19 protein-coding genes are annotated in these 19,259 nt (G+C 73.6%); 8 read left to right on the forward strand and 11 right to left on the reverse strand.

Features of this window, described 5'->3' with window-relative positions:
* Window positions 1–25: 25 nt before the first annotated feature.
* The 7 genes from ACQ9ZG_RS28655 to ACQ9ZG_RS28685 form a co-directional block, all read right to left on the reverse strand.
* The gene (locus ACQ9ZG_RS28655; RefSeq protein WP_018491813.1) at window positions 26–1,072 is read right to left on the reverse strand and encodes a ketoacyl-ACP synthase III; all 1,047 of its coding nucleotides are present in this window, start codon (window positions 1,070–1,072) and stop codon (window positions 26–28) included.
* On the reverse strand, window positions 1,069–2,814 hold the full coding sequence (locus ACQ9ZG_RS28660) for a CoA-transferase (protein ID WP_109914675.1): 1,746 nt from the start codon (window positions 2,812–2,814) through the stop codon (window positions 1,069–1,071). Before ACQ9ZG_RS28660 ends, ACQ9ZG_RS28655 begins: the two co-directional genes overlap by 4 nt.
* The gene (locus ACQ9ZG_RS28665) at window positions 2,811–4,103 is read right to left on the reverse strand and encodes a beta-ketoacyl-[acyl-carrier-protein] synthase family protein (protein WP_109914676.1); all 1,293 of its coding nucleotides are present in this window, start codon (window positions 4,101–4,103) and stop codon (window positions 2,811–2,813) included. The genes ACQ9ZG_RS28660 and ACQ9ZG_RS28665 overlap by 4 nt, the downstream gene beginning before the upstream one ends.
* 200 nt (window positions 4,104–4,303) lie before the next feature.
* On the reverse strand, window positions 4,304–5,110 hold the full coding sequence (locus tag ACQ9ZG_RS28670) for an efflux permease Rv1217c-related protein (protein ID WP_084991109.1): 807 nt from the start codon (window positions 5,108–5,110) through the stop codon (window positions 4,304–4,306).
* 129 nt (window positions 5,111–5,239) lie between these two features.
* The gene (locus tag ACQ9ZG_RS28675; protein WP_018491817.1) at window positions 5,240–6,196 is read right to left on the reverse strand and encodes an ABC transporter ATP-binding protein; all 957 of its coding nucleotides are present in this window, start codon (window positions 6,194–6,196) and stop codon (window positions 5,240–5,242) included.
* 133 nt (window positions 6,197–6,329) lie between these two features.
* On the reverse strand, window positions 6,330–7,205 hold the full coding sequence (locus tag ACQ9ZG_RS28680; protein WP_109914677.1) for an enoyl-CoA hydratase/isomerase family protein: 876 nt from the start codon (window positions 7,203–7,205) through the stop codon (window positions 6,330–6,332).
* Window positions 7,202–7,822: a response regulator transcription factor gene (locus ACQ9ZG_RS28685; RefSeq protein WP_026238196.1), complete on the reverse strand. Its 621-nt coding sequence runs from the start codon at window positions 7,820–7,822 to the stop codon at window positions 7,202–7,204. Before ACQ9ZG_RS28685 ends, ACQ9ZG_RS28680 begins: the two co-directional genes overlap by 4 nt.
* A gap of 802 nt (window positions 7,823–8,624) precedes the next feature.
* Between ACQ9ZG_RS28685 and ACQ9ZG_RS28690 the strand changes: the two genes are divergently transcribed.
* The 5 genes from ACQ9ZG_RS28690 to ACQ9ZG_RS28710 all read left to right on the forward strand — a co-directional run bounded on the left by ACQ9ZG_RS28690 (window position 8,625) and on the right by ACQ9ZG_RS28710 (window position 14,151).
* Window positions 8,625–9,470, forward strand: a complete 846-nt coding sequence (locus ACQ9ZG_RS28690) for an inositol monophosphatase family protein (RefSeq protein ID WP_028418556.1) — start codon at window positions 8,625–8,627, stop codon at window positions 9,468–9,470.
* Between the two features lie 347 nt (window positions 9,471–9,817).
* Entirely contained in the window at window positions 9,818–11,227 is a 1,410-nt protein-coding gene (locus tag ACQ9ZG_RS28695) for a phytoene desaturase family protein (RefSeq protein ID WP_375138251.1), read from the forward strand.
* A 246-nt stretch (window positions 11,228–11,473) separates the two neighbouring features.
* Window positions 11,474–12,010 carry an O-acetyl-ADP-ribose deacetylase gene (locus ACQ9ZG_RS28700; RefSeq protein WP_109915982.1) on the forward strand — a complete coding sequence of 179 codons (537 nt, stop codon included), beginning with the start codon at window positions 11,474–11,476 and terminating at the stop codon, window positions 12,008–12,010.
* 144 nt (window positions 12,011–12,154) lie between these two features.
* Window positions 12,155–13,627, forward strand: coding sequence for an AlkA N-terminal domain-containing protein (locus ACQ9ZG_RS28705; RefSeq protein ID WP_109915981.1), 1,473 nt, complete (start codon window positions 12,155–12,157; stop codon window positions 13,625–13,627).
* 14 nt (window positions 13,628–13,641) lie between these two features.
* On the forward strand, window positions 13,642–14,151 hold the full coding sequence (locus ACQ9ZG_RS28710) for a methylated-DNA--[protein]-cysteine S-methyltransferase (protein ID WP_099218075.1): 510 nt from the start codon (window positions 13,642–13,644) through the stop codon (window positions 14,149–14,151).
* 64 nt (window positions 14,152–14,215) lie between these two features.
* Here ACQ9ZG_RS28710 and ACQ9ZG_RS28715 read toward each other — a convergent pair whose 3' ends face one another.
* Window positions 14,216–14,800, reverse strand: coding sequence for a TMEM165/GDT1 family protein (locus ACQ9ZG_RS28715; protein ID WP_028418561.1), 585 nt, complete (start codon window positions 14,798–14,800; stop codon window positions 14,216–14,218).
* 425 nt (window positions 14,801–15,225) lie between these two features.
* Between ACQ9ZG_RS28715 and ACQ9ZG_RS28720 the strand changes: the two genes are divergently transcribed.
* Entirely contained in the window at window positions 15,226–15,633 is a 408-nt protein-coding gene (locus ACQ9ZG_RS28720) for a (2Fe-2S) ferredoxin domain-containing protein (protein ID WP_109915980.1), read from the forward strand.
* A gap of 12 nt (window positions 15,634–15,645) precedes the next feature.
* On the opposite strand, the gene ACQ9ZG_RS28725 is transcribed toward ACQ9ZG_RS28720, so the two are convergent.
* The gene (locus ACQ9ZG_RS28725) at window positions 15,646–16,374 is read right to left on the reverse strand and encodes an SIR2 family NAD-dependent protein deacylase (protein ID WP_109915979.1); all 729 of its coding nucleotides are present in this window, start codon (window positions 16,372–16,374) and stop codon (window positions 15,646–15,648) included.
* Window positions 16,375–16,437: 63 nt separating this feature from the next.
* On the opposite strand from ACQ9ZG_RS28725, the gene ACQ9ZG_RS28730 reads away from it, so the two are divergent.
* Window positions 16,438–16,638 (forward strand): hypothetical protein, encoded by a 201-nt coding sequence (locus ACQ9ZG_RS28730; RefSeq protein WP_028418564.1) that lies wholly within the window; start codon window positions 16,438–16,440, stop codon window positions 16,636–16,638.
* A gap of 27 nt (window positions 16,639–16,665) precedes the next feature.
* Here ACQ9ZG_RS28730 and ACQ9ZG_RS28735 read toward each other — a convergent pair whose 3' ends face one another.
* Window positions 16,666–17,166, reverse strand: coding sequence for an NUDIX domain-containing protein (locus ACQ9ZG_RS28735; protein WP_109915978.1), 501 nt, complete (start codon window positions 17,164–17,166; stop codon window positions 16,666–16,668).
* 142 nt (window positions 17,167–17,308) lie between these two features.
* Between ACQ9ZG_RS28735 and ACQ9ZG_RS28740 the strand changes: the two genes are divergently transcribed.
* On the forward strand, window positions 17,309–18,424 hold the full coding sequence (locus ACQ9ZG_RS28740; protein ID WP_099218080.1) for a glycerate kinase: 1,116 nt from the start codon (window positions 17,309–17,311) through the stop codon (window positions 18,422–18,424).
* Window positions 18,425–18,682: 258 nt separating this feature from the next.
* Here ACQ9ZG_RS28740 and ACQ9ZG_RS28745 read toward each other — a convergent pair whose 3' ends face one another.
* Window positions 18,683–19,021: a helix-turn-helix domain-containing protein gene (locus ACQ9ZG_RS28745; RefSeq protein ID WP_499281363.1), complete on the reverse strand. Its 339-nt coding sequence runs from the start codon at window positions 19,019–19,021 to the stop codon at window positions 18,683–18,685.
* Between the last annotated feature and the right edge of the window lie 238 nt (window positions 19,022–19,259).

Genomic DNA, 19,259 nt, shown 5'->3' on the forward strand with positions numbered 1-19,259 from the left:
CCCGGCAGATCAGGAGTGGCCGTGCTCACGGAATCCGCAGGAGCATCGCGCCCCAGCTGAAGCCGCGGCCGATGCCGATCGTGGCGACGAGATCGCCCGAGCGGATCTTCCCGGCGCGGATGTTCTCGGAGAGGCAGCTGGGGATGGAGACGCTGGAGGTGTTGCCGCGCTCCTGGATGTTGGTGAGGAGCTTCTCGCGGGGGATCGCCAGCGTCTCGCACACCTGGTTGATCATGTTCAGGTTGCCCTGGTGCGGGACGAACCAGTCGATGTCGTCCACCGTCAGCCCGTTGCGCTCCAGGATCTCCTGGCCCACGTGCGAGAGCAGCTTCGGGCCGACCGCGCCCACCTCCCGGCCGCGCATCAGCATCTTGTCGTTCTCGTCGATGTCGAACGCGTCGAAGTACGAGCCGTCCGCGTGCAGCGCCACGTCCAGCAGCCCGCGCTCCTCGGTCTCCGCCGACCAGACGGCCGCCGCCGCGCCCGCGCCGAAGAGCGCCGAGTAGCGGTAGTCGAAGTTCAGGATCGGCCGCGGGTTCTCCGCGCAGACCACCAGCGCGTTGCGCATTCCGAGCGCCGGGAGCATCGCGGCCGCGGTGGCGGTGCCGTACATGAACCCCGCGCAGGCCACCGAGGTGACGTCGAAGCAGGTCGCGTGGCGCAGCCCCACCTGCTTCTGGAGCGGCAGAGAGATGTCCATGTAGTTGTTGGTCGCGCTGGAGGGGTTGGTACGCGGCCGGGTGGTGGAGGTGGTCCCGATGACGAGGTCGATGTCGTCCGGGCCCAGCCCGGCGGCCTCCAGGGCCTGGTCCACCGCCTTGGCGGCCATCTCCACCGCGCGCTCCTTCTCGTCGGCCGGCCAGTGGCGGCTGACGATCCCGGTGTTCTTGCGGATCCAGGCGTCGTCGATGCCGAGCGCCTCGATCTGCTCGAAGTGGGCGTTGGTGACCGGGGCGCCGGGGAAGTAGTGGCCGATCCCGGCGAGCCGCACGGGGGCGATCGCGGTGGGCGGCAGCGGGCGGAGGTGCGCGGTGGCCGGGTCGGGGACCGTGCCAGTGGTGGTGCTCGTCATCGGTAGCAGCCTTCCGGATCCATGGTGCGCAGTAGTGCCAGTTCTTCGGTGGTGACGGCCTTCTCGTCGGTCAGGAACCGGCCGACGCCCACGTCCCAGCCGGTCAGTTCGCGTACGGCGGCCTCCGGCCCGTCGGGGAGGTCCTCCGCGGTACGGCCCCGGCCCGCCACCGGCGGGAGCCAGCTCGCCAGCTCGAAGGGCGTGCCCGGACCCGTACGGGCGAAGCGCCCGAACTGGCTCACCACGTCACGGACATGGAGGCCCGGGCTGGTCAGATGGGTGAGCCGGGGCACGTACCGGCGCGGGGAGGCGACCGCGATCACCACGCAGTCCACGGAGGAGGCGATGTCGTTGGCGCCTCCGGAGCCGGTGATCCAGCGGCCGTCGGGCAGCAGCGTGGTGTTGATGTTGGCGTCCGGGTCGATCTCCGCCGCCGACAGCACCCCCAGGCAGCGGGGGTTGGCGGCGACCGCCCCGCCCAGCGTCTCCGCGACCCCGGTGAGCATCTGCGAACGCTCGGCGTGCCGCTGGCTGAAGAGGAAGACGTCACCGGCCTCGGGATCCATCGACTGGAGCCCCAGCTCGGCGGCCACCTGCACCTGGATGCCGTCGCGGGCCAGCAGCCGGGCCGCCAGCCACGCCGACATGTGCGAGGTGCCGATCCCGGCGAGCAGCGTGTCGTAGCCGCGCTCCCGGACCAGCTCCGCGACCGTCCTCGCCCCGAGCACGATCAGCTGCTCCTGCTCGGTGGGGGCGGTGGAGACGTCGGCCGGGGCCGGGGCCTGCGCGGGCGGGCCCGGGGGAGCGGGGAACACCAGCGCGGCGCGCCGCCGCTCGCCCAGCCGCTCCAGGTACTCGGCGTGGCTTGCCACCCCGCCGACCCACTGCTCGTACCAGGCGGCGGCCGTCTGCGGGTCCTTGCAGGCGGACACGATGTCGGTGAGGAACGCGTAGTCGTCCAGGTAGCCGTCGATCCCGGCCAGCTGTCCGGTACGCAGGGACTGCGGGTGGGCGCCGAGCGGCGCCTCGCAGAGGCCGAGGACCCGGGCGGCGGGGATGACCACCCGGTCCGGCATCGCCGCGATCACCTCGTCGTCGACGATCGCCTCCACCGAGGCCAGCACGCCCTCCGTCGCCGCGTACGCGGCCCAGGCGCCCTCGCCCAGCGGCGGGACGGCCACCACGTTGCCGCGCCGGTCGGCGCAGACCCCGTGGAAGAGGGTGAAGCGCGGGCGCAGCGGGGCGAGGAGGGTGACCGACCGCTCGGGGTCCTCGGGGTGGGCCACCAGATGGAGGCTGCCCTCCTTGCCGTGGCGCAGATCGGTCTCCGCGAGCATCGAGCCGGTGGTGGCGAAGGGCTGGCCGAGGGCGGCCGCCATCAGCCGCTGCGTGTAGCTGAGCAGCGACCACATCTCGATCTCGAACGGCTTCCCGTCGGCGAGTTCCCGGTAGAGGCGGTTGGGGCGCGGCGAGGGGAAGGTGTCCCCGACGAAGCCCGTGATCACCTTCCGTACGGCCCCGGAGAGGGCGAGCGCGTGGGCGCTGGAGTGCACGGCGGTGGTGCTCACGGTGAGGCTGCGGCTGCCGGCGAAGGCCCGGCACACCGCGTTCAGCAGCGCGTTGGGCCGGGACATGGTGGCCGCCGCGTGCACATGGTCGCCCTCGCGGACGAAGCGGCGTACCAACTCGTCCGGTCCGGAGGCCAGATGAGGGACTGAGGGGCGTACGGGGGCTGTGGTCATACGTGCTCCAGGGCCATGACGGAGGTCTGCGAGCCGAAGGCGAAGGACAGCGAGACCGCGAGGTCGAACTCGGCGTCGCGCGGCCCCTCGGCCACGTGGTCGTAGTCGCACTCGGGGTCCGGCGTACGGTGGTTGGCGGTCGGGGCCAGCCGCTGGTGATGGAGCATCAGCGAGGTGGCGGCGACATTGATGATCCCGGCCATGCCGAACGTGTGGCCGTAGATCGGCTTGTTGGAGCCGTGCGGCGGCAGGTCGGCGTCGTCGTGGCGCGGCAGCAGACGGCGCAGGGCCCGGCTCTCCGCGATGTCGTTGTACCGGGTGGCGGTGCCGTGGCCGCAGACGTAACCGATCTCCTCCGGCTTGCGCCCGGCGTCGTCGAGCACCCCGGCGACGACCGACGCGGTGACGTCTCCGACCAGGTCCATGCTGGTGGCGTGGTGGGCCTCGTTGAGGGCGCGGTGGCCCAGGACCCGTGCGTAGATCCGCGCGCCGCGCTCCCGGGCGCGGGACTCCCGCTCCAGGCAGAGCGTCATGGCGCCCTCGCCCAGGGCGAAGCCGCGCCGATCCCGGTCGTAGGGGCGTACGGCGGTGGCCGGATCCTCGCTCTCCGGCGAGAGCACTCCGTCACCGAGCGCCAGATAGCAACGGGCGACCTCGGGGACGATCGGGAACTCGTGGCCCCCGGCGAGGACCACGTCGGCGCTGCCGGAGCGCAGCTCGCGCAGGGCGAGGCCGATCGCGTGGTGGCCGCCGACGCAGGCGCTGCTGACGGTGGTGACCAGGCCCATGGCGCCGACGTCGATGGCGGACAGGGTGGCCGGGCAGCCCGCGAGCCCGCGGAACATGGCCGTCGCCTTGCCTCCGTACGGGTCCGACCCCGGGTCCGCCGTGATGGTCTCGGTCCACCAGGAGAGCGGGCCCCGGGAGGAGGACTGGACGATACTCAGCCGCTCCGGGGCGATGTCGCCCCGCTCGATTCCGGCGTCCGCGAGCGCGTCGCGCACGGCGGACATGGTCGCCAGGATGTCGCGGCTGTACTTCGCGGCGTGCGCGGGGAGGAGGTCCGGCAGCCGGGTCGCGGCGTCGAAGCCGCCGAGCTGCGCGGCCGCGTGGACGGGGAGCCCGGCGGCGGCGAAGGCGGGCCTCTCCAACCGGGTCACCTGTGAGGTTCCGGTGGAGACATGGCTCCAGAAGGTCTGGACATCGGGAGTACCGGGCAGTACACACCCGATGCCGGTCAGCACGATGGGATCGGAAGGGTCCGGGGGATGGGCTCGGCTGCTGTCCATGGACCGAAGCTAGCGGCCCTTACATGAGCCTCGATATGGCCGTCAAGTACTCATGCAAGCCTTATTTGATGACCGTTGGTACTCGATTTTCGGCCGTGAACGTCACTATCGCGCCGCACACACGAAGAGCGGCCCGGCCCCTCCGAAGGGAGGTCGCCGGGCCGCTTTCTGACGTGCTATCAGGTAGAGGTGATGGTGCGTCAGGCGTTCTTGACGTCCCGTCGGTCCACGGCGTAGGTGCCGGCCGCGACCACCACGACCGAGACGGCCACCAGCAGCGCCACCCCGCCCCACGGCACACCGTTGAGGAGCGGGTCGCTGCCGAGCGCCCACTCCCACGGCGAGATGTTCGCCAGCGGCTCCAGGGCGTCGGACATCGGTGCGATGCCGTGCAGCAGATACCCGACGACGAGCACGCCCGCCGCCACGCCCAGCGCCGGGCCGCGCCCGAGGCCGAAGCCGACGACGGCGTACGCGATCCCCGCGTGCACCACCGCGAGCAGGGCGACCGTCAGGGTCACCGCCGCGACCCCGCCGCCGGAGACGTCCATGTCGAAGGAGACCACCGAGCCGTACACCGCGAGCCAGACCAGCACGCTGGTGAGGGCCAGGCCGAAGGCCACGCAGAGGAAGCGGATCAGGAAGACCTGGCGGCGGGCGACCGGCAGGGCGAGCAGCAGCTCCAGCCGCCCGGCCTCCTCGTCGCCGCCGGTCAGCGCGGCGGTGGCGGTCACGGCCATCAGACCGAGGAGCAGGGGGAGGAGGACCGCGTAGAGGTTGCCCTTCAGGTAACCGGTCGCGCTGGCGATCTGGTCGACGCCGAGCGCCGAGGCCAGCTCCGGCGAGAGGCCGGTGGAGAAGTCCTCCAGGGCGCCGGAGCTCTCCATCGAGGGCCAGGCGCCGACGACGGAGAGGGCGAGCAGGACCAGCGCGGCCGACCAGGCGACGAGGGTGCGCTTCTGGATCTGTACTCCGCGCCGGAAGATCTCCGAGCTGGGCGATGACATGTGTTTCCCTTCCGGCCGGCCCGTGGGGCGGCCTTGATCACTGAGGCCCGTCGCGGGCCGGGGGCGGGGCGCCGGATCCGGGCCGTACGCCCCCGGCCCGCGCTCGTTACCGCACGGGGTCGGCGGTCGTCACCGCACCGGGCCGGCGGCCGGGGAGGGCTCGTCGGCCGTGGCGCTCCGGCTGCCCGGGACGTCCTGCTGGTAGTACTCCAGGAACGCCTCCTCCAGGTCCGGTTCGGGCGCGGTGAGCGTCGTGATCCGGTGCCCCGCGAGGAACTTGACCAGCGCGTCGGGCGAACCGGACCAGGCGAGGGAGACCTCCTGGCCCTCCGGCAGCCGCCGCTCCACCTTCGACGCGCCCTCCAGGGCGGTCAGCGCGGCGAGCGGGACCTCCTCGCCCTCCGCGAAGGTGATGTGGAAGCGCTGGGCCGCCTGCCGGCGCAGCTCCTGCGTCGGCCCGGAGGCGGCGAGCTTGCCGCCCTGGAGCACCGCCACCAGGTCGGCGACCCGCTCCACCTCGGAGAGGATGTGCGAGGAGAGCAGCACGCTCTGCCCGTTGTCGCGGGCCTCCTCGGTGGTGGAGAGGAACACCTGCTGCATCAACGGGTCGAGCCCGTTGGTCGGTTCGTCCAGGATCAGCAGCTCCGGCCGGGCCATGAAGGCACCGACCAGGCCGACCTTGCGGCGGTTGCCGGTGGAGAGGCCGCGCACCTTGCGGGACGGGTCGACACCGAACCGCTGGACCAGCTCGTCGCGGTAGGCGGTGTCGGTCAGCCCGCGCAGCCGGCCCCAGGAGTCCAGCGTCTGCCCGATGGTGAGGCGCTCGTCCAGCCGCAGTTCGCCCGGGAGGTAGCCGATGCGCCGCCGGACCTCGGGGTCGGTCGGGTCCTGGCCCAGTACCCGCACCTGGCCGGAGGTGGGCCGGGAGAGGCCGACGAGCATCCGGATCGTGGTGCTCTTGCCCGCTCCGTTGGGGCCCAGATATCCGTAGATCACGCCCGGAGGGACCGTCAGGTTCAGTCGGCTGAGCGCGGTGAAGTCACCGAACTTCTTGGTGACATCCGTACATTCGATGAGAGGGGTCACGTCTCTTCTGCTCTCTCTCCTCTGCGCCGGCGTCTGCCGTACGGCGCGCCCAGCATGTGCCCTGCATGTTCACTGATTACTGAATCTGATCAACAACCCTAGCCGCAGCAGCTCACCTGCTGCAACGAACCGCTCACCTCCCGTGGCCCGAAATGCCCCGGTCGGAGGGGTGCGAAGACCCCTGGTCCGCAGGGGTGGTGGAGTCCCGGCTCGCCGCCGAGGCGGCCTGCCACCAGTAGCCGTTCTCCACGCCGAGCGCCGCCGTCCGGTCCAGGTGGCCGGAGTCCCGCAACAGCCGTACCCCCGCCGCCAGCAGCGCCGGATCACCCTCGGCCACCGCCGCCGCCAGAGCCCCGGCCTCGGCGAGCGCCCCGCCGTCCGGAACCGTACGCTCCACCGCGCCCAGCCGGGCCAACTCGTCCGCCCGCACCCGCTCCCCGGGGATCAGCAGCATCCGCGCGGCCACCCCGCGCCCGGCCCGCCGCACCAGCGAGTGGACCGCCCCGCCGCCCGGCACGGCCCCCACGCCCAGCTCCGGAAGGCCGAAGAGCGCTCCCTCGCCGGCCACCACCAGGTCGCAGGCCAGGGCCAGTTCGAGTCCGCCGCCCAGCGCGTACCCCTCCACGGCCGCCACCACGGGGAAGGGCACCTCGTGCAACGCCGCGAACACCGTACGGAAATGGCCCCGCCGTACCGCCCGGCGCGACAGGTCCCGCCAGTCGGGCTCCCGGGTATCGGCACCGCTGGAGAAGGTCCCGCCGGCCCCGGTGACCACCAGCGCCCCCGGCGGCTCCTCGCCGGGATCCGTCAACTGCCTTAACTGTTGAGCAAGTTGCTCCAGCATCGCGGTGGACATGGCATTGCGGCGGTGTGGCCGGTTCAGCGTGAGGGTGACCACCCGCCCCTCGCGCTCCATCAGCAAAGGACTTTCCGCCATTCCGGCCGCCGTCTCCTCCCGCGTGGCGCGGTCCGTCCGCAGGGCCTCGGTCATCCGCAAGGCGTCGGTCATCCGCAGGGCCTCAGCATCCGGAACAGCTCCTTGCGCCCGGACACGCCCACCTTGTGGAAGACCCGGCTCGCGTAGTTCTTCACGGTCTGCTGCGTGAGGCAGAGTTCCTGGGCGATCTCCTCGTTGGAGCGGCGGCGCAGGAGCAGGTCGAGAATCTCCTCCTCGCGCCCGCTCAGCTTCCACTGCCCGCCCGCGTCGGCGCGCGGCGCGACAGGCGCCCGCTCGGGTTCGTCGGCCCCCAGGTGCCAGAAGCTGCGCCCGCTCAGCACGTCGTGCAGTCCCTTGACGATGGACTCCGGCGGGCACGACTCGTGCACGAACCCGGCGGCCCCGCCCCGGATGCAGTCCACCACGCTGCGCGGGGTGTTGTCCCTGCTGTAGAGGATGACCCGGGTCCCGCTCCAGTGCGCCAGGTTGCCGCGCACCCCCTGCCACTGTTCGTACTCCACCAGTGCGACGTCCGGCCGGCGCCCGGGGAGGCTGCCGAGGGCGGTCGGGTGCGGGGACCCGCCCAGGACGGTGACGCCCGGATCACCCCGGAACAGGTCGAGAATCGCCTTGCGTATCAAAGGTGACGAGTGCAGGACCAGTAGTCCGCATCTCCCCTTCTCTGCCATACCAGAACCCCTCGTGCTCCAACGGTGTCGGGCGACACCGCAGTACCGTTCGGCATGTTGTGAATATGGTGAATCGCGTGCTCGGGGCGCGCCTTCCCCGCCGGGCGAGTTCCACTCCCGGTGTGGGGCCGGGAGGACGGAAATGCGGAGTCGCACACCTTTCGACGCGTGACGGCATTACTGTCCGGTCGCCGCCGTATATTCATGCGTCATGCATATTCCGTGCGGCAGGCATTACTGCCGCACGGATAAACCCTGCGGTAATCCCTGTGGGAATGGGATTCCTTGTTCAGGACGCTTCCGTTCCGTGGTCGGTTCCACTGTCGCGGCCCTCTGATGCGAGGTATCGGTGCGCACGTTAAGACTCTGTGACATCCGTGGGAACAGTGGGCCCGGGCCGGACGCGCGACCGCAGGGCGGTCGGTACCGGCCCGGATCGTGGCGGTGCGGTGGGGAAGTCCGGACGGCTGGGCCGGTCCTGCCGGGGCGTGGTAACCACGGGGGGTCAACTGGCTGCGGCACAGTTCCCCCCCGGTTGCGCGTTCCAGCGTGACGGCCGGTCGGGCCGTACGGGGCGTGTCAATGCGTGAGCTACAGCCCCGAATCCAGGCCCACACTAACCGGAGGTCCTCCACTTGTCACGCTGTGGATTTCACCGGCCTCAGGAATATGCGGAGGGAATTGGCGCGGCATTTGTTTCTGGCCGTATTTTGCGGGCTCTGTCGGGCATCCGACCGTGCGCCGGAGATGTCCGGTTCACCCCGGGGCCCGGGGCGCCCGGGGTGCGTGCTTAGCTGGAGCCATGATCGATGACTTCCTGTACGGGACCGCCGGGCACACCGGACCGACGGCCGAGGTCGAGGCGGCCGTGCGCGCCGCCGCGGCGGCCGAGATCCTGCCTCGCCACCGGAAGCTCGCCGCCCACGAGATCATCGAGAAGAGCGGCCCGCACGACCTGGTCACCGCCGCGGACCGGCTCGCCGAGGAACACCTCACCGTCGCCCTGACCAAGCTGCTGCCCGGCTCGGTCGTCGTCGGCGAGGAGTCCGTCCACGCCGACCCCGGGCTCTACGACGCCCTCGGCGGCGACGCCCCCGTCTGGATCGTCGACCCGGTCGACGGCACCCGCCAGTTCGTCCGGGGCGAGGCCGGCTTCTGCACCCTGGTCGCCCTCGCCCACCACGGCGAGGTCCACGCCTCCTGGACCTACGCACCGGTGCTGGACGAGATGGCCGTCGCCGTGCGCGGCCGGGGCGCCACCCTGAACGGCACGCCGATACGCTCCGGCGCACCCGCCCCCGGCGCCGTACTGACCGTGGCGATGTCGCACCCCGACTACACCACCGACGAGCAGAAGCGGGCCCTGCTCGGCCTGCGCACCGACGGCATCGCGGCCCGCCCCTGCGGCTCGGCCGGGCTCGAATACCTCGCGGTCGCCCGTGGCACCCTGGACGCCACCGCCTTCAACTGGGAGTACGCCTGGGACCACGCGGCCGGACTGCTCCTGGTCACCGAGGCGGGCGGCGCCCAGTCGACCCTGTCCGGCGCCCCGTTCCGGATCGCGGGCGGCAACGACCTGCCGTTCACGGCGGGCCGCGACGAGTCCACCGTCCAGCGCGTCCTGGCCGCCCTGCGCGCGGGCGGCTGACGGGGCGGCGTGCGCGCGCGAGGCCGCACCCGTCCGCAGCCGGGCCGTCCTCGCCCGGGCGGGCTCGTACCGTCCGCAGCCGGGCCGTCCTCACCTGGGCGGGGCTCGTACCCGTGCACACTCGGACCGTCCGCACCCGGGCGGGCGCGTACCGTCCGCACCCGGACCGTCCGCACCCGTCCGAATCCGGAGGCGGGCCCGCACCCGAGGGGTCCTGGTCCGGGTGGCCCGGACCGTCGACGGGGCGGTCCCGGGGAAACGTCGGGCACCCGGACGTACCCGCTGTCGGTGCGCCCGAATATCCTGGGGCTCCGCCCGCAGGCCGACGAAGGAGTCCCAAGGTGCCGATGCTCGACGCGGTCGTCGTGGGGGCCGGGCCCAACGGGCTGACCGCCGCGGCCGAACTGGCCCGCAGGGGCTTCTCCGTGGAGGTCCACGAGGCCCACGACACCATCGGCGGCGGGGCCCGCACCGAGGAGTTGACGCTGCCGGGGTTCCGGCACGACCCCTGCTCCGCCGTGCACCCGCTCGGCATCGGCTCGCCGGCCTTCCGGGCCATGCCCCTGGCCCGGCACGGGCTGGAGTGGCTGCACCCCGAGATCGACCTCGCCCACCCCTTCCCCGACGGCACCGCCGCCGCCCTCACCCGGTCCGTCGGCGAGAGCGCCATGACGCTCGGGCCGGCCGACGCCGGGGCCTACCGCCGCCTCCTCGCCCCGTTCCTCGGCCGCTGGGACACCCTGGCCGCCGACTTCCTGCGCGCGCCCTGGCTCGGTCTGCCCCAGGACCCGTACCGGCTGGGCCGCTTCGGGCTGCTCGGCGTCCAGCCCGCCACCTGGGTCGCCCGGCGCTTCCGCGGCGAGAAGGCCCGCGGTCTCTTCGCCGGGCTCGCCGCCCACGCCATAGCGCCCACCAGCGGCTTCGCCACCTCGGCCATCGCCCTCGTCTTCGCGCTCGCCGCCCACGAGAACGGCTGGCCCGTTCCGCGCGGCGGCTCCCAGGCCATCGCGGACGCCCTCGCCTCCTACCTCCGCGAACAGGGCGGCACCATCCGCACCGGCAGCGAGGTCAAGCGGCTCGACGAACTCCCGCCCGCCCGCGCCTACGTCTTCGACACCTCGCCCTCCGCCCTCGCCCGCATCGCCGGACTCGGCTCCGCCTACAGCCACTACCGCTACGGCGCCTCCGCCTTCAAGATCGACTACGCGCTCTCCGGTCCCGTCCCCTGGACCGCCGAGGAGGCCCGCCGCGCCGGCACCGTCCACATCGGCCCGGACGCCCGCACCATCGACACCGCGCTGAAGGCCGCCGTCGAGGGCCGCGACCCCTCCGTCCCCTTCCTCATCACCGCCCAGCCGAGCCTCACCGATCCCTCCCGGGCCCCCGAGGGGCGTCAGGTCTTCTGGGTGTACGGGCACGTCCCGGCCGGGTGGGAGGGCGACGCCACCGACGTCATCGAGCGCCAACTGGAGCGCTTCGCGCCCGGCTTCCGCGACCTGGTGCTCGCCCGCGCCGTCTCCGGGCCGCCCCAACTGGCCGAGCGCAACGCCAATTACGTCGGCGGCGACATCGCGTGCGGGGCCTTCTCCGGCCTCCAGACCCTGATCCGCCCCAAGCTCGCCCGCGTCCCTTACGCCACCGCCCACCCGGCGGTCTTCCTCTGCTCCTCGGCCACCCCGCCCGGCCCCGGTGTGCACGGCATGTCCGGCCACCACGCCGCCAAGGCCGTATGGCGACACCTGCGCACCACGTCCTGAACCCCCGGGCCGTGCGGGGCCGCCGCCCCCGCCGGATCACCCGTGCCGCACGGCCCGCCGCCGCCCCGATCACCGGGCGCGCGGCCGACGACCCGCGCGATGCCGGGGACCGGCGTCGCTGTGCCGCCCCGCCCAGATGGTTGCCCCGTACGGTGCCCACGCCGATGGCCGCCGTGGTGGCGCCCGCGCGGGCCGGTCCGCCCGGACCGGGCGGCGCGGGGGTCCGGGGCGCGGCATGATGTCCGCATGAGCACCTCCGTCACCCCCGCGGTCCGGCTGGTCCGCGGGGACATCACCGACCAGTCCGTCGACGTCATCGTCAACGCCGCCAACTCCTCGCTCCTCGGCGGTGGCGGGGTCGACGGCGCCATCCACCGGCGCGGGGGCCCCGAGATCCTCGCGGCCTGCCGGGAGTTGCGCGCCTCGCAGTACGGCAAGGGCCTCGCCACGGGCCGGGCCGTCGTCACCACCGCAGGCCGGCTGGCCGCCCGCTGGGTGATCCACACGGTCGGCCCGGTCTTCTCCGGCGCCCAGGACCGCTCCGCGCTGCTCGCCTCCTGTTATCGCGAATCGCTGGCTCTGGCAGCCGAGTTGGGGGCCAGGAGTGTGGCGTTCCCGGCGATCTCGACGGGTATCTACGGCTGGCCGATGGACGACGGCGCGCGGATCGCGGTGCGCACGGTGCTCGCGGAGACGGTGGCGCCGGTGGAGGAGGTGCGGTTCGTGCTCTTCGACGCGCACGCGTACGTGGAGTTCGAGGAAGTCCTCGCGATGCGCGGCTGAGTCCAGGACCCCGAGTGCCCCGGGCCCCGGGACTTCGACGGCTGCGGGCCCCGAGGGCTCCGGGACCTCGATGGTGGCGGTGCCTCGACACCCATGTCGGATTTCCGCCAGCCAGGCCCCTGACCGGTGGCCCATGCTGGAACCATGCACACCGACACCGAGGCTTGCGTGCGGGCCGTCCAGTCCAAGGACGCCCGCTTCGACGGCTGGTTCTTCACCGCGGTCCTCACCACCCGGATCTACTGCCGCCCCAGCTGCCCCGTCGTGCCGCCCAAGGCCCGCAACATGAGCTTCTACCCGAGCGCCGCCGCCTGCCAGCAGGCCGGCTTCCGGGCCTGCAAGCGGTGCCGCCCCGACACCAGCCCCGGATCCCCCGAGTGGAACGCCCGCGCCGACTCGGTGGCCCGCGCGATGCGGCTCATCCAGGACGGTGTGGTCGACCGCGAGGGCGTGACCGGCCTGGCCGCCCGGCTCGGCTACTCGGCCCGCCAGATCGAACGCCAGCTCCTGGCCGAACTCGGCGCCGGTCCGCTGGCCCTGGCCCGCGCCCAACGGGCCCAGACCGCCCGGCTGCTCATCGAGACCACCGCCCTGCCCCTGGCCGAGGTGGCGTTCGCCGCCGGATTCTCCTCCGTGCGCACCTTCAACGAGACCGTCCGCGAGGTCTTCGCCCTCACCCCCGGCGAACTCCGCACCCGGGCCGCCCGCGCCCCCCTGGCCCCCGCCACCCCCGGCGTGATCGCGCTCCGCCTCCCGTACCGCACCCCGCTCAACCCCAGCAACCTCTTCGGCCACCTCGCCGCGACCGCCGTCCCCGGTGTCGAGGAGTGGCGGGACGGCGCCTACCGCCGCACGCTCACCCTCCCGTACGGCCACGGCACCGTCGCCCTCACCCCTCGGCCCGGTCACATCGCGGCCCGGCTCTCCCTCACCGACCCCCGCGACCTCACGCAGGCGATCAGCCGGTGCCGCTGGCTCCTCGACCTGGACGCGGACCCGGTCGCCGTCGACGACCGGCTGCGCACCGACCCGCTGCTGGCCGGGCTGGTCGACGCCGGCCCCGGCCGCCGGGTGCCGCGTACGGTGGACGGCGCCGAGTTCGCCGTACGCGCGGTGCTCGGCCAGCAGGTCTCCACCGCCGCCGCCCGCACCCACGCGGCCCGGCTGGTCACCGCCCACGGGGTGGAGATCGACGACCCCGAGGGCGGGCTCACCCACCTCTTCCCGTCCCCCGGGGCACTGGCCGGGCTGGACCCGGAGAAGCTGGCCCTGCCCCGGACCCGCCGCACCACGCTCACCACCCTGGTCGCCGCCCTGGCCGACGGAACGCTCCGCCTGGACCACGACACCGACTGGGCCCGGGCCCGCGCCGAACTCTCCGAGCTCCCCGGCTTCGGCCCCTGGACGGTCGAGACGATCGCCATGCGGGCCCTGGGCGACCCCGACGCCTTCCTCCCCACCGACCTCGGCATCCGCCGGGCCGCCGAACACCTCGGCCTCCCGGCCACCCCCGCCGCCTTCACCGCCCGGGCCGCCGACTGGCGCCCCTGGCGCGCGTACGCCGTCCAGTACCTCTGGACCGTGGACGACCACCCCATCAACCACCTGCCCGCCTGACGGAGGAAGTCCCCATGTCTGCCAAGCAGCACACGGTCCTCGACAGCCCCTACGGCCCGCTGACGCTCGTCGCCACCGACGGCGTCCTCTCGGCCCTCTACATGACCGACCAGCGCCACCGCCCACCCGAGGAGAGCTTCGGCGTCCCCGACCCGGAACCCTTCCCCGAGGTCATCCGCCAGTTGACGGCGTACTTCGCGGGCGACCTCACCACCTTCGACGTGCCGCTCGCCCTGCACGGCACCCCGTTCCAGCGGAGCGTCTGGGCGGAGCTGCTGAAGATCCCGTACGGCGAGACGCGTACGTACGGCGAACTGGCCGACGGACTCGGCAAGCCGGGCGCCTCCCGGGCGGTCGGCCTGGCCAACGGCAAGAACCCGGTCTCCATCATCGTCCCGTGCCACCGGGTGATCGGAGCCTCCGGCAGCCTCACCGGCTACGGCGGCGGCCTGGACCGCAAGCAGCGACTGCTGGCGTTCGAGAGCGGGGGCGTACCGGACGACGGGGTGCGGGCGCTGTTCTGAACTCCGGACGCGAGGAGGGGCGCACCGGCCCGGTACGCCCCTCCTCCGCTCGCGAGCGCCCCTCTCAGCCGGTGAAGATCTCCACGGCCGTCCAGATCGCGAGTCCGAGCATGCAGATCCCGCCGATGCGCTGCACGGTCTTCAGCGGTACGCGGCTGGCGATGAACTTGCCCGCGAGCAGCGCCAGCGCGGAGACGGACATCAGGGCGGCGGCCGAACCGATCGCGGTGGACCAGGTGCCGTTGGAGGCGGCCAGGTTGGCGGTGGTGATCTGGGTCAGGTCGCCCCACTCGCTGATGAAGACGGCCATGAACGCGGTCGAGTAGACCGGCCAGAAGCCGGTCACGGTCTTCACCTCGGTCTCGTCGTCGTCGTCCCCGGCGCTGCCGCGCAGCAGGATGAACGCGCCGAAGGCGAAGAGGGAGGCCGAGACGAGCTTGACGGTCCAGTCGGGCAGCAGCCCGATCAGGCTGCCCGCGCCGACGGCGATGGCGACATGCACGATGAACGCGGACGACGTGCCGAACCACACGTAGAGCGGGCGCATCCGCGTGCCCATGGCCAGCGACGCGAACATCGTCTTGTCGGGCAGCTCCGCGAGGAAGATCAGCCCGAAGGCGGTGATGATCGCCAGGGGGTCGAGGTGCATTCCGGGTGGCTTTCTGTGCGAGCCGGGCCCCGGGTCTTCGCGAAGTGCCGGACGGGCTTCTCGGAGGACCACTCGGCCCGGCATGACGGGAGCGCCCACGGGGGACGTGGACGTGTCATACAGGACCGAAGGTCTCGCCCACCCGTGAGAAACCCTGTCAAGGTCTCACGAGCCCGGCCACCGGGAACCCGAGGGCTCCAGTGTGTCGACGACCGGTTTGCGGGGCTACTCCCCTTCGCAGCCGCCAAGACTACCTCACCGGTCGGACCCTGCCGGGCGGGCCCGTCGGGCGGGGGAGGGGGCGGATGTTCGAACCGGCGGGGGCTGGGTAGAGTCGCGGTGACCACGCTGACCAGCGTCGATGGTCCTGACGGGGCCTGCTGGCGCCCCGGCCGTCCACCGCCCCGCCGACCGGAAGTACGCGCATGAGCCGCCGCCCCCGCAAGGACGTGCCCGCCCAGGGCTCCGCCCGGCCCACCGTGAGCGTCTGCCGGGGCTGTTGCTGCGGCACGGAGAAGATCCCGGGCGTCGACCACGCCGCCCAGCTCGCCCGCCTCCGCTCCGGCCTGGAGGGCAGCGCCACCGTGCGGGCCGTGGAGTGCCTGGACGCCTGCGAACAGGGCAACGTGATCGTCGTCCAGCCCTCCGCCGAGGGCCGCCGCGCGGGCGGCCGCCCGGTCTGGCTCGGCCTGGTCAACGACGAGCACGCCGAGCAGGACGTGATCACCTGGGCGTCGGCCGGCGGCCCCGGGATCGCGGACGCCCCCGACATCCTCGACCTGTACGTCTTCCAGCCCTCGCGCCGGGTCCGGGCGGGGCTGGAGACGCCGTAGCGCGGCGGGACCTCAGGCCCGGGCACCGTTCAGCGCGCGCAGCAGCCTCGGCAGGGCGGTCCCGATCGGCTCCCGGACGACCTCCTCGGCGAGCGCGTCGTACGGGGTCGGCTCCGCGTTCACGACGATCAGCCGCGCCCCGTGCTCGGCCGCGATCCCGGCGAGCGAGGCGGCGGGCTGCACCTGGAGCGTCGAGCCGACCGCCACGAAGACCTCGCACGCCTTGGCGATCGTCATCGCGTCGGCCAGCACCCGCGGGTCCAGCCGCTCACCGAACATCACCGTCGCCGCCTTCAGGATCCCGCCGCAGACCGCGCACGCCGGATCCGGCTCGCCCGCGTCCACCCGCTCCAGGGCCTCCGCCATCGAGGACCGGGCGTGGCAGCCCGTACAGACCACCTGGCGCGCGGTGCCGTGGAGTTCGAGGACCTTGCGGTCGGGCAGCCCGGCCGACTGGTGGAGCCCGTCGACGTTCTGCGTGATCACCCGGACCGGGGTGCCGGACCGCTCCAGCTCCACCACCGCCCGGTGGGCCGCGTTCGGCTCGGGGGCGGCGGCGTGGATGGAGCGGCGCAGCAGCCAGGAGCGGCGGCGGATCTCCGGATCAGCCATGTAGAAGTCGTACGTGACGAGCTTCTCCGCCTCCGGGTCCTTCCGCCACACCCCGTTCGGCCCCCGGTAGTCGGGGATGCCGGAGTCCGTGGAGATGCCGGCACCGGTGAGGATCGCGACAAGGGTCATGGGGCGAGCGTACGGAGCGCAGACGCCTCCCACGAGCGGGTTTCGCCGGTGTAGGGTCCGGCCATGGCCAAGGTGAGCGTCAGTCTGGACGCCGAACTCGTCGTCGAAGTCATGGTGCTCGCGGGCGTCGGAAACCCGCAGGACGCCGTGGAGTCGGTGGTGCGCGACTACATCGCGCGCGGCCACCGCACCGAGGCGCGGGTCGCCGAGCGCGAGGAGTCGGCACGCGACGTGGAGATCAAGCCCGAGGCCCAGCAGGGCTGACGCCCGGGCCTCCCGGCACCGCGCGGACTAAGCGACCGGCCGGCCGTCCTCCAGCTCCACCGTCCCGCCGCCGGACGCCAGCACCTCCAGCGCCGCCCGGACCCGCTGCCCGAGCGAGCCCAGCAGATAGGTGTCCAGCTCGGCCGGGGCCACCAGTTTCCAGGAGAGCAGCTCCGCCTCCTGGAGCCGGATCGCCGCGAACTGCTCCGGTGCGAGCACCCCGCCGTCGTACACGTACGCCACGATCGGCGGCCGTCCCGGGCCGCGCACCCAGTCCACGGCGAGCAGCCGGCCCGGCGCGATGTCGAGCCCGATCTCCTCCACCGTCTCGCGGCGGGCGGCCTCCCGGGGGCCCTCGCCCGTCTCGGACTCGATCGTTCCGCCGGGCAGCGCCCAGCCCTCGCGGTAGTTCGGCTCGACGAGCAGCGCCCGGCCCTCCGCGTCCCGGAAGAGGCAGGCGGCCCCGGCGAGGACCCGGGGGAGCCCGGCGATGTACGTGGCGTAGGCGGCGGCATCAGTGGTGGTCACGGCCGCCAGCGTAGTGGCGGGCCGGGAGCGGACGGGGGCGGTTGTGGACGCCCATGGCAGATCAGGGGGTGTGCGGATAGGGTCGGGGCGGCGCGACTGCCTGTTCGAAAGCAAGGGATGCAAGGTGACGGACGGAGCAGATGTGGAGACCGCCCGCGTGCTCGTCGCGGCGGACAAGTTCAAGGGCTCGCTCACGGCCGTACAGGTCGCGGAGCGGGTGACGGCCGGGCTGCGGCGCGTCGTCCCCGGCCTGGAGGTGGAGACCCTCCCGGTCGCGGACGGCGGCGACGGCACGGTCGCGGCGGCGGTGGCCGCCGGGTTCGAGCGCCGGGAGGCTCGGGTGACCGGGCCCGTCGGGGACCCGGTGACGGCGGCGTACGCGCTGCGCGGCTCCACCGCCGTGGTGGAGATGGCCGAGGCCTCGGGCCTCCAGCACCTGCCCGACGGGGTGTTCGCCCCGCTCACGGCCACCACGTACGGCTCGGGCGAACTGCTCGCGGCCGCGCTGGACGCCGGGGCGACGACCATCGTGTTCGGGGTCGGCGGCAGCGCCACCACGGACGGCGGCGCGGGCATGCTCACCGCGCTCGGGGCCCGCTTCCTCGACGCGGACGGCAAGCCCGTCGGTCCCGGCGGCGGGGGACTGGCCGCGCTGGCCGAGGCCGACCTCTCCGGGCTCGACCCGCGCCTGAAGGACGTCGACCTGATCCTGGCCAGCGATGTGGACAACCCGCTGACCGGGCCCAAGGGCGCGCCCGAGGTCTACGGGCGGCAGAAGGGCGCGAGCGAGGAGGACATCGCGGTCCTCGACGCGGCCCTGGCGCACTACGCCTCGGTCCTGGGGCCGGAGAAGGCCGCCCTGCCGGGCGCCGGCGCGGCCGGCGGCATCGGCTACGGGGCGCTCGTCGCCCTCGGCGCCCGCTTCCGCCCCGGCATCGAGGTCATGCTCGACGTGCTGGGCTTCGCCCCCGCGCTCGCCCGCGCCACCCTCGTCGTCACCGGCGAGGGCTCGCTCGACGAGCAGACCCTCCACGGCAAGGCCCCGGCGGGCGTCGCGGCGGCCGCCCGGGAGGCCGGCATCGAGGTCGTCGCGGTCTGCGGCCGCCTCGCCCTGGAGCCCGAGGCCCTGGGGCGGGCGGGTATCGCCCGCGCCTACGCCCTGGCCGACCTGGAACCGGACCCGGCCGTCTCGATGGCGCAGGCCGGCCCCCTGCTGGAACGCGCGGCCGAGTCGATCGCCCGGGACTTCCTGAGCTGACGGCGGCGGACGGATCGATCGGGCCGGCCGTACGGGGACGTACGGCCGGCCTTTTCCGTGCCGTCCGGCCTTCCGTGCTGTCCGGCCTTCCGTGCCGTCCGGCCCGTACTCCGTGTCCTTCGGCCTGCACTCCGTGCCAGCCCGTACTCCGTGCCCTCCCACCCGCCTTCCGTGCCGTCCGGCCCGTCCCTCCGTGCCCTCCCACCCGCCGTCGGTAGGGGGGCGGCCGGAGGGCACCCGAGGCAGCACCCCGACGGCTCACCCTCGCCCCGCCGCCCACCGCAGCGCCTCCAGCGCCAGCACCGTCTCCACCAACTCGCACGGGTGCGACAACGACCGTGAGGTCAGCCGTTCCAGGCGGCGCAGCCGGTTGAACACCGTGTTCCGGTGACACCGCAGCCGCACCGCCGCGCGCCCCACCGAACCCCCGCACTCCAGCCACGCGTCCAACGTCCCCACCAGCAGCGCCCGTTCCGCCGGGGCCAGGGCCAGCAGCGGGCCGAACACGTCCGCGAGCAGCCGCGCGGAGAGCTCCGGCGCCCCCGCCACCAGGACCGCCTGCCACCGCTCGCCCGGCGCCACGCCCCCCGGTGCCACGCCGCCCGGCGCCACGCCGCCCGGCGCCGAGGCCTCCCACGCGTCCAGGCCTCCGGCCCCCGTGCCTCCGGCCCCCGTGCCTCCGGCCCCCGTGCCTCCGGCCCCCGTGCCTCCGGCCCCCGGGCCCCCGGGGCCCGAGCCCCCGGCCCCTGGGCTCCCGGAGCATGACCGGTCGGCGCTCCCGGCGTGCGCGTCCCCGGCCCCCGTCTCCCTCCGCATCCCCGCCTCCGTCCGCCGG

The organism is Streptomyces araujoniae (assembly GCF_050871195.1).
Classification (GTDB): Bacteria; Actinomycetota; Actinomycetes; order Streptomycetales; family Streptomycetaceae; genus Streptomyces; species Streptomyces bacillaris.

Bases quoted from the DNA above. Each gene is read 5' to 3' on its own strand.
- ACQ9ZG_RS28670 (WP_084991109.1), bottom strand. From the start codon at position 5,110: ATGTCATCGCCCAGCTCGGAGATCTTCCGGCGCGGAGTACAGATCCAG.
- ACQ9ZG_RS28695 (WP_375138251.1), top strand. From the start codon at position 9,818: ATGCTCGACGCGGTCGTCGTGGGGGCCGGGCCCAACGGGCTGACCGCC.
- ACQ9ZG_RS28685 (WP_026238196.1), bottom strand. From the start codon at position 7,822: ATGGCAGAGAAGGGGAGATGCGGACTACTGGTCCTGCACTCGTCACCT.
- ACQ9ZG_RS28725 (WP_109915979.1), bottom strand. From the start codon at position 16,374: ATGACCCTTGTCGCGATCCTCACCGGTGCCGGCATCTCCACGGACTCC.
- ACQ9ZG_RS28665 (WP_109914676.1), bottom strand. From the start codon at position 4,103: ATGGACAGCAGCCGAGCCCATCCCCCGGACCCTTCCGATCCCATCGTG.
- ACQ9ZG_RS28720 (WP_109915980.1), top strand. From the start codon at position 15,226: ATGAGCCGCCGCCCCCGCAAGGACGTGCCCGCCCAGGGCTCCGCCCGG.
- ACQ9ZG_RS28660 (WP_109914675.1), bottom strand. From the start codon at position 2,814: ATGACCACAGCCCCCGTACGCCCCTCAGTCCCTCATCTGGCCTCCGGA.
- ACQ9ZG_RS28655 (WP_018491813.1), bottom strand. From the start codon at position 1,072: ATGACGAGCACCACCACTGGCACGGTCCCCGACCCGGCCACCGCGCAC.
- ACQ9ZG_RS28690 (WP_028418556.1), top strand. From the start codon at position 8,625: ATGATCGATGACTTCCTGTACGGGACCGCCGGGCACACCGGACCGACG.
- ACQ9ZG_RS28680 (WP_109914677.1), bottom strand. From the start codon at position 7,205: ATGACCGACGCCTTGCGGATGACCGAGGCCCTGCGGACGGACCGCGCC.
- ACQ9ZG_RS28715 (WP_028418561.1), bottom strand. From the start codon at position 14,800: ATGCACCTCGACCCCCTGGCGATCATCACCGCCTTCGGGCTGATCTTC.
- ACQ9ZG_RS28700 (WP_109915982.1), top strand. From the start codon at position 11,474: ATGAGCACCTCCGTCACCCCCGCGGTCCGGCTGGTCCGCGGGGACATC.
- ACQ9ZG_RS28710 (WP_099218075.1), top strand. From the start codon at position 13,642: ATGTCTGCCAAGCAGCACACGGTCCTCGACAGCCCCTACGGCCCGCTG.
- ACQ9ZG_RS28730 (WP_028418564.1), top strand. From the start codon at position 16,438: ATGGCCAAGGTGAGCGTCAGTCTGGACGCCGAACTCGTCGTCGAAGTC.
- ACQ9ZG_RS28705 (WP_109915981.1), top strand. From the start codon at position 12,155: ATGCACACCGACACCGAGGCTTGCGTGCGGGCCGTCCAGTCCAAGGAC.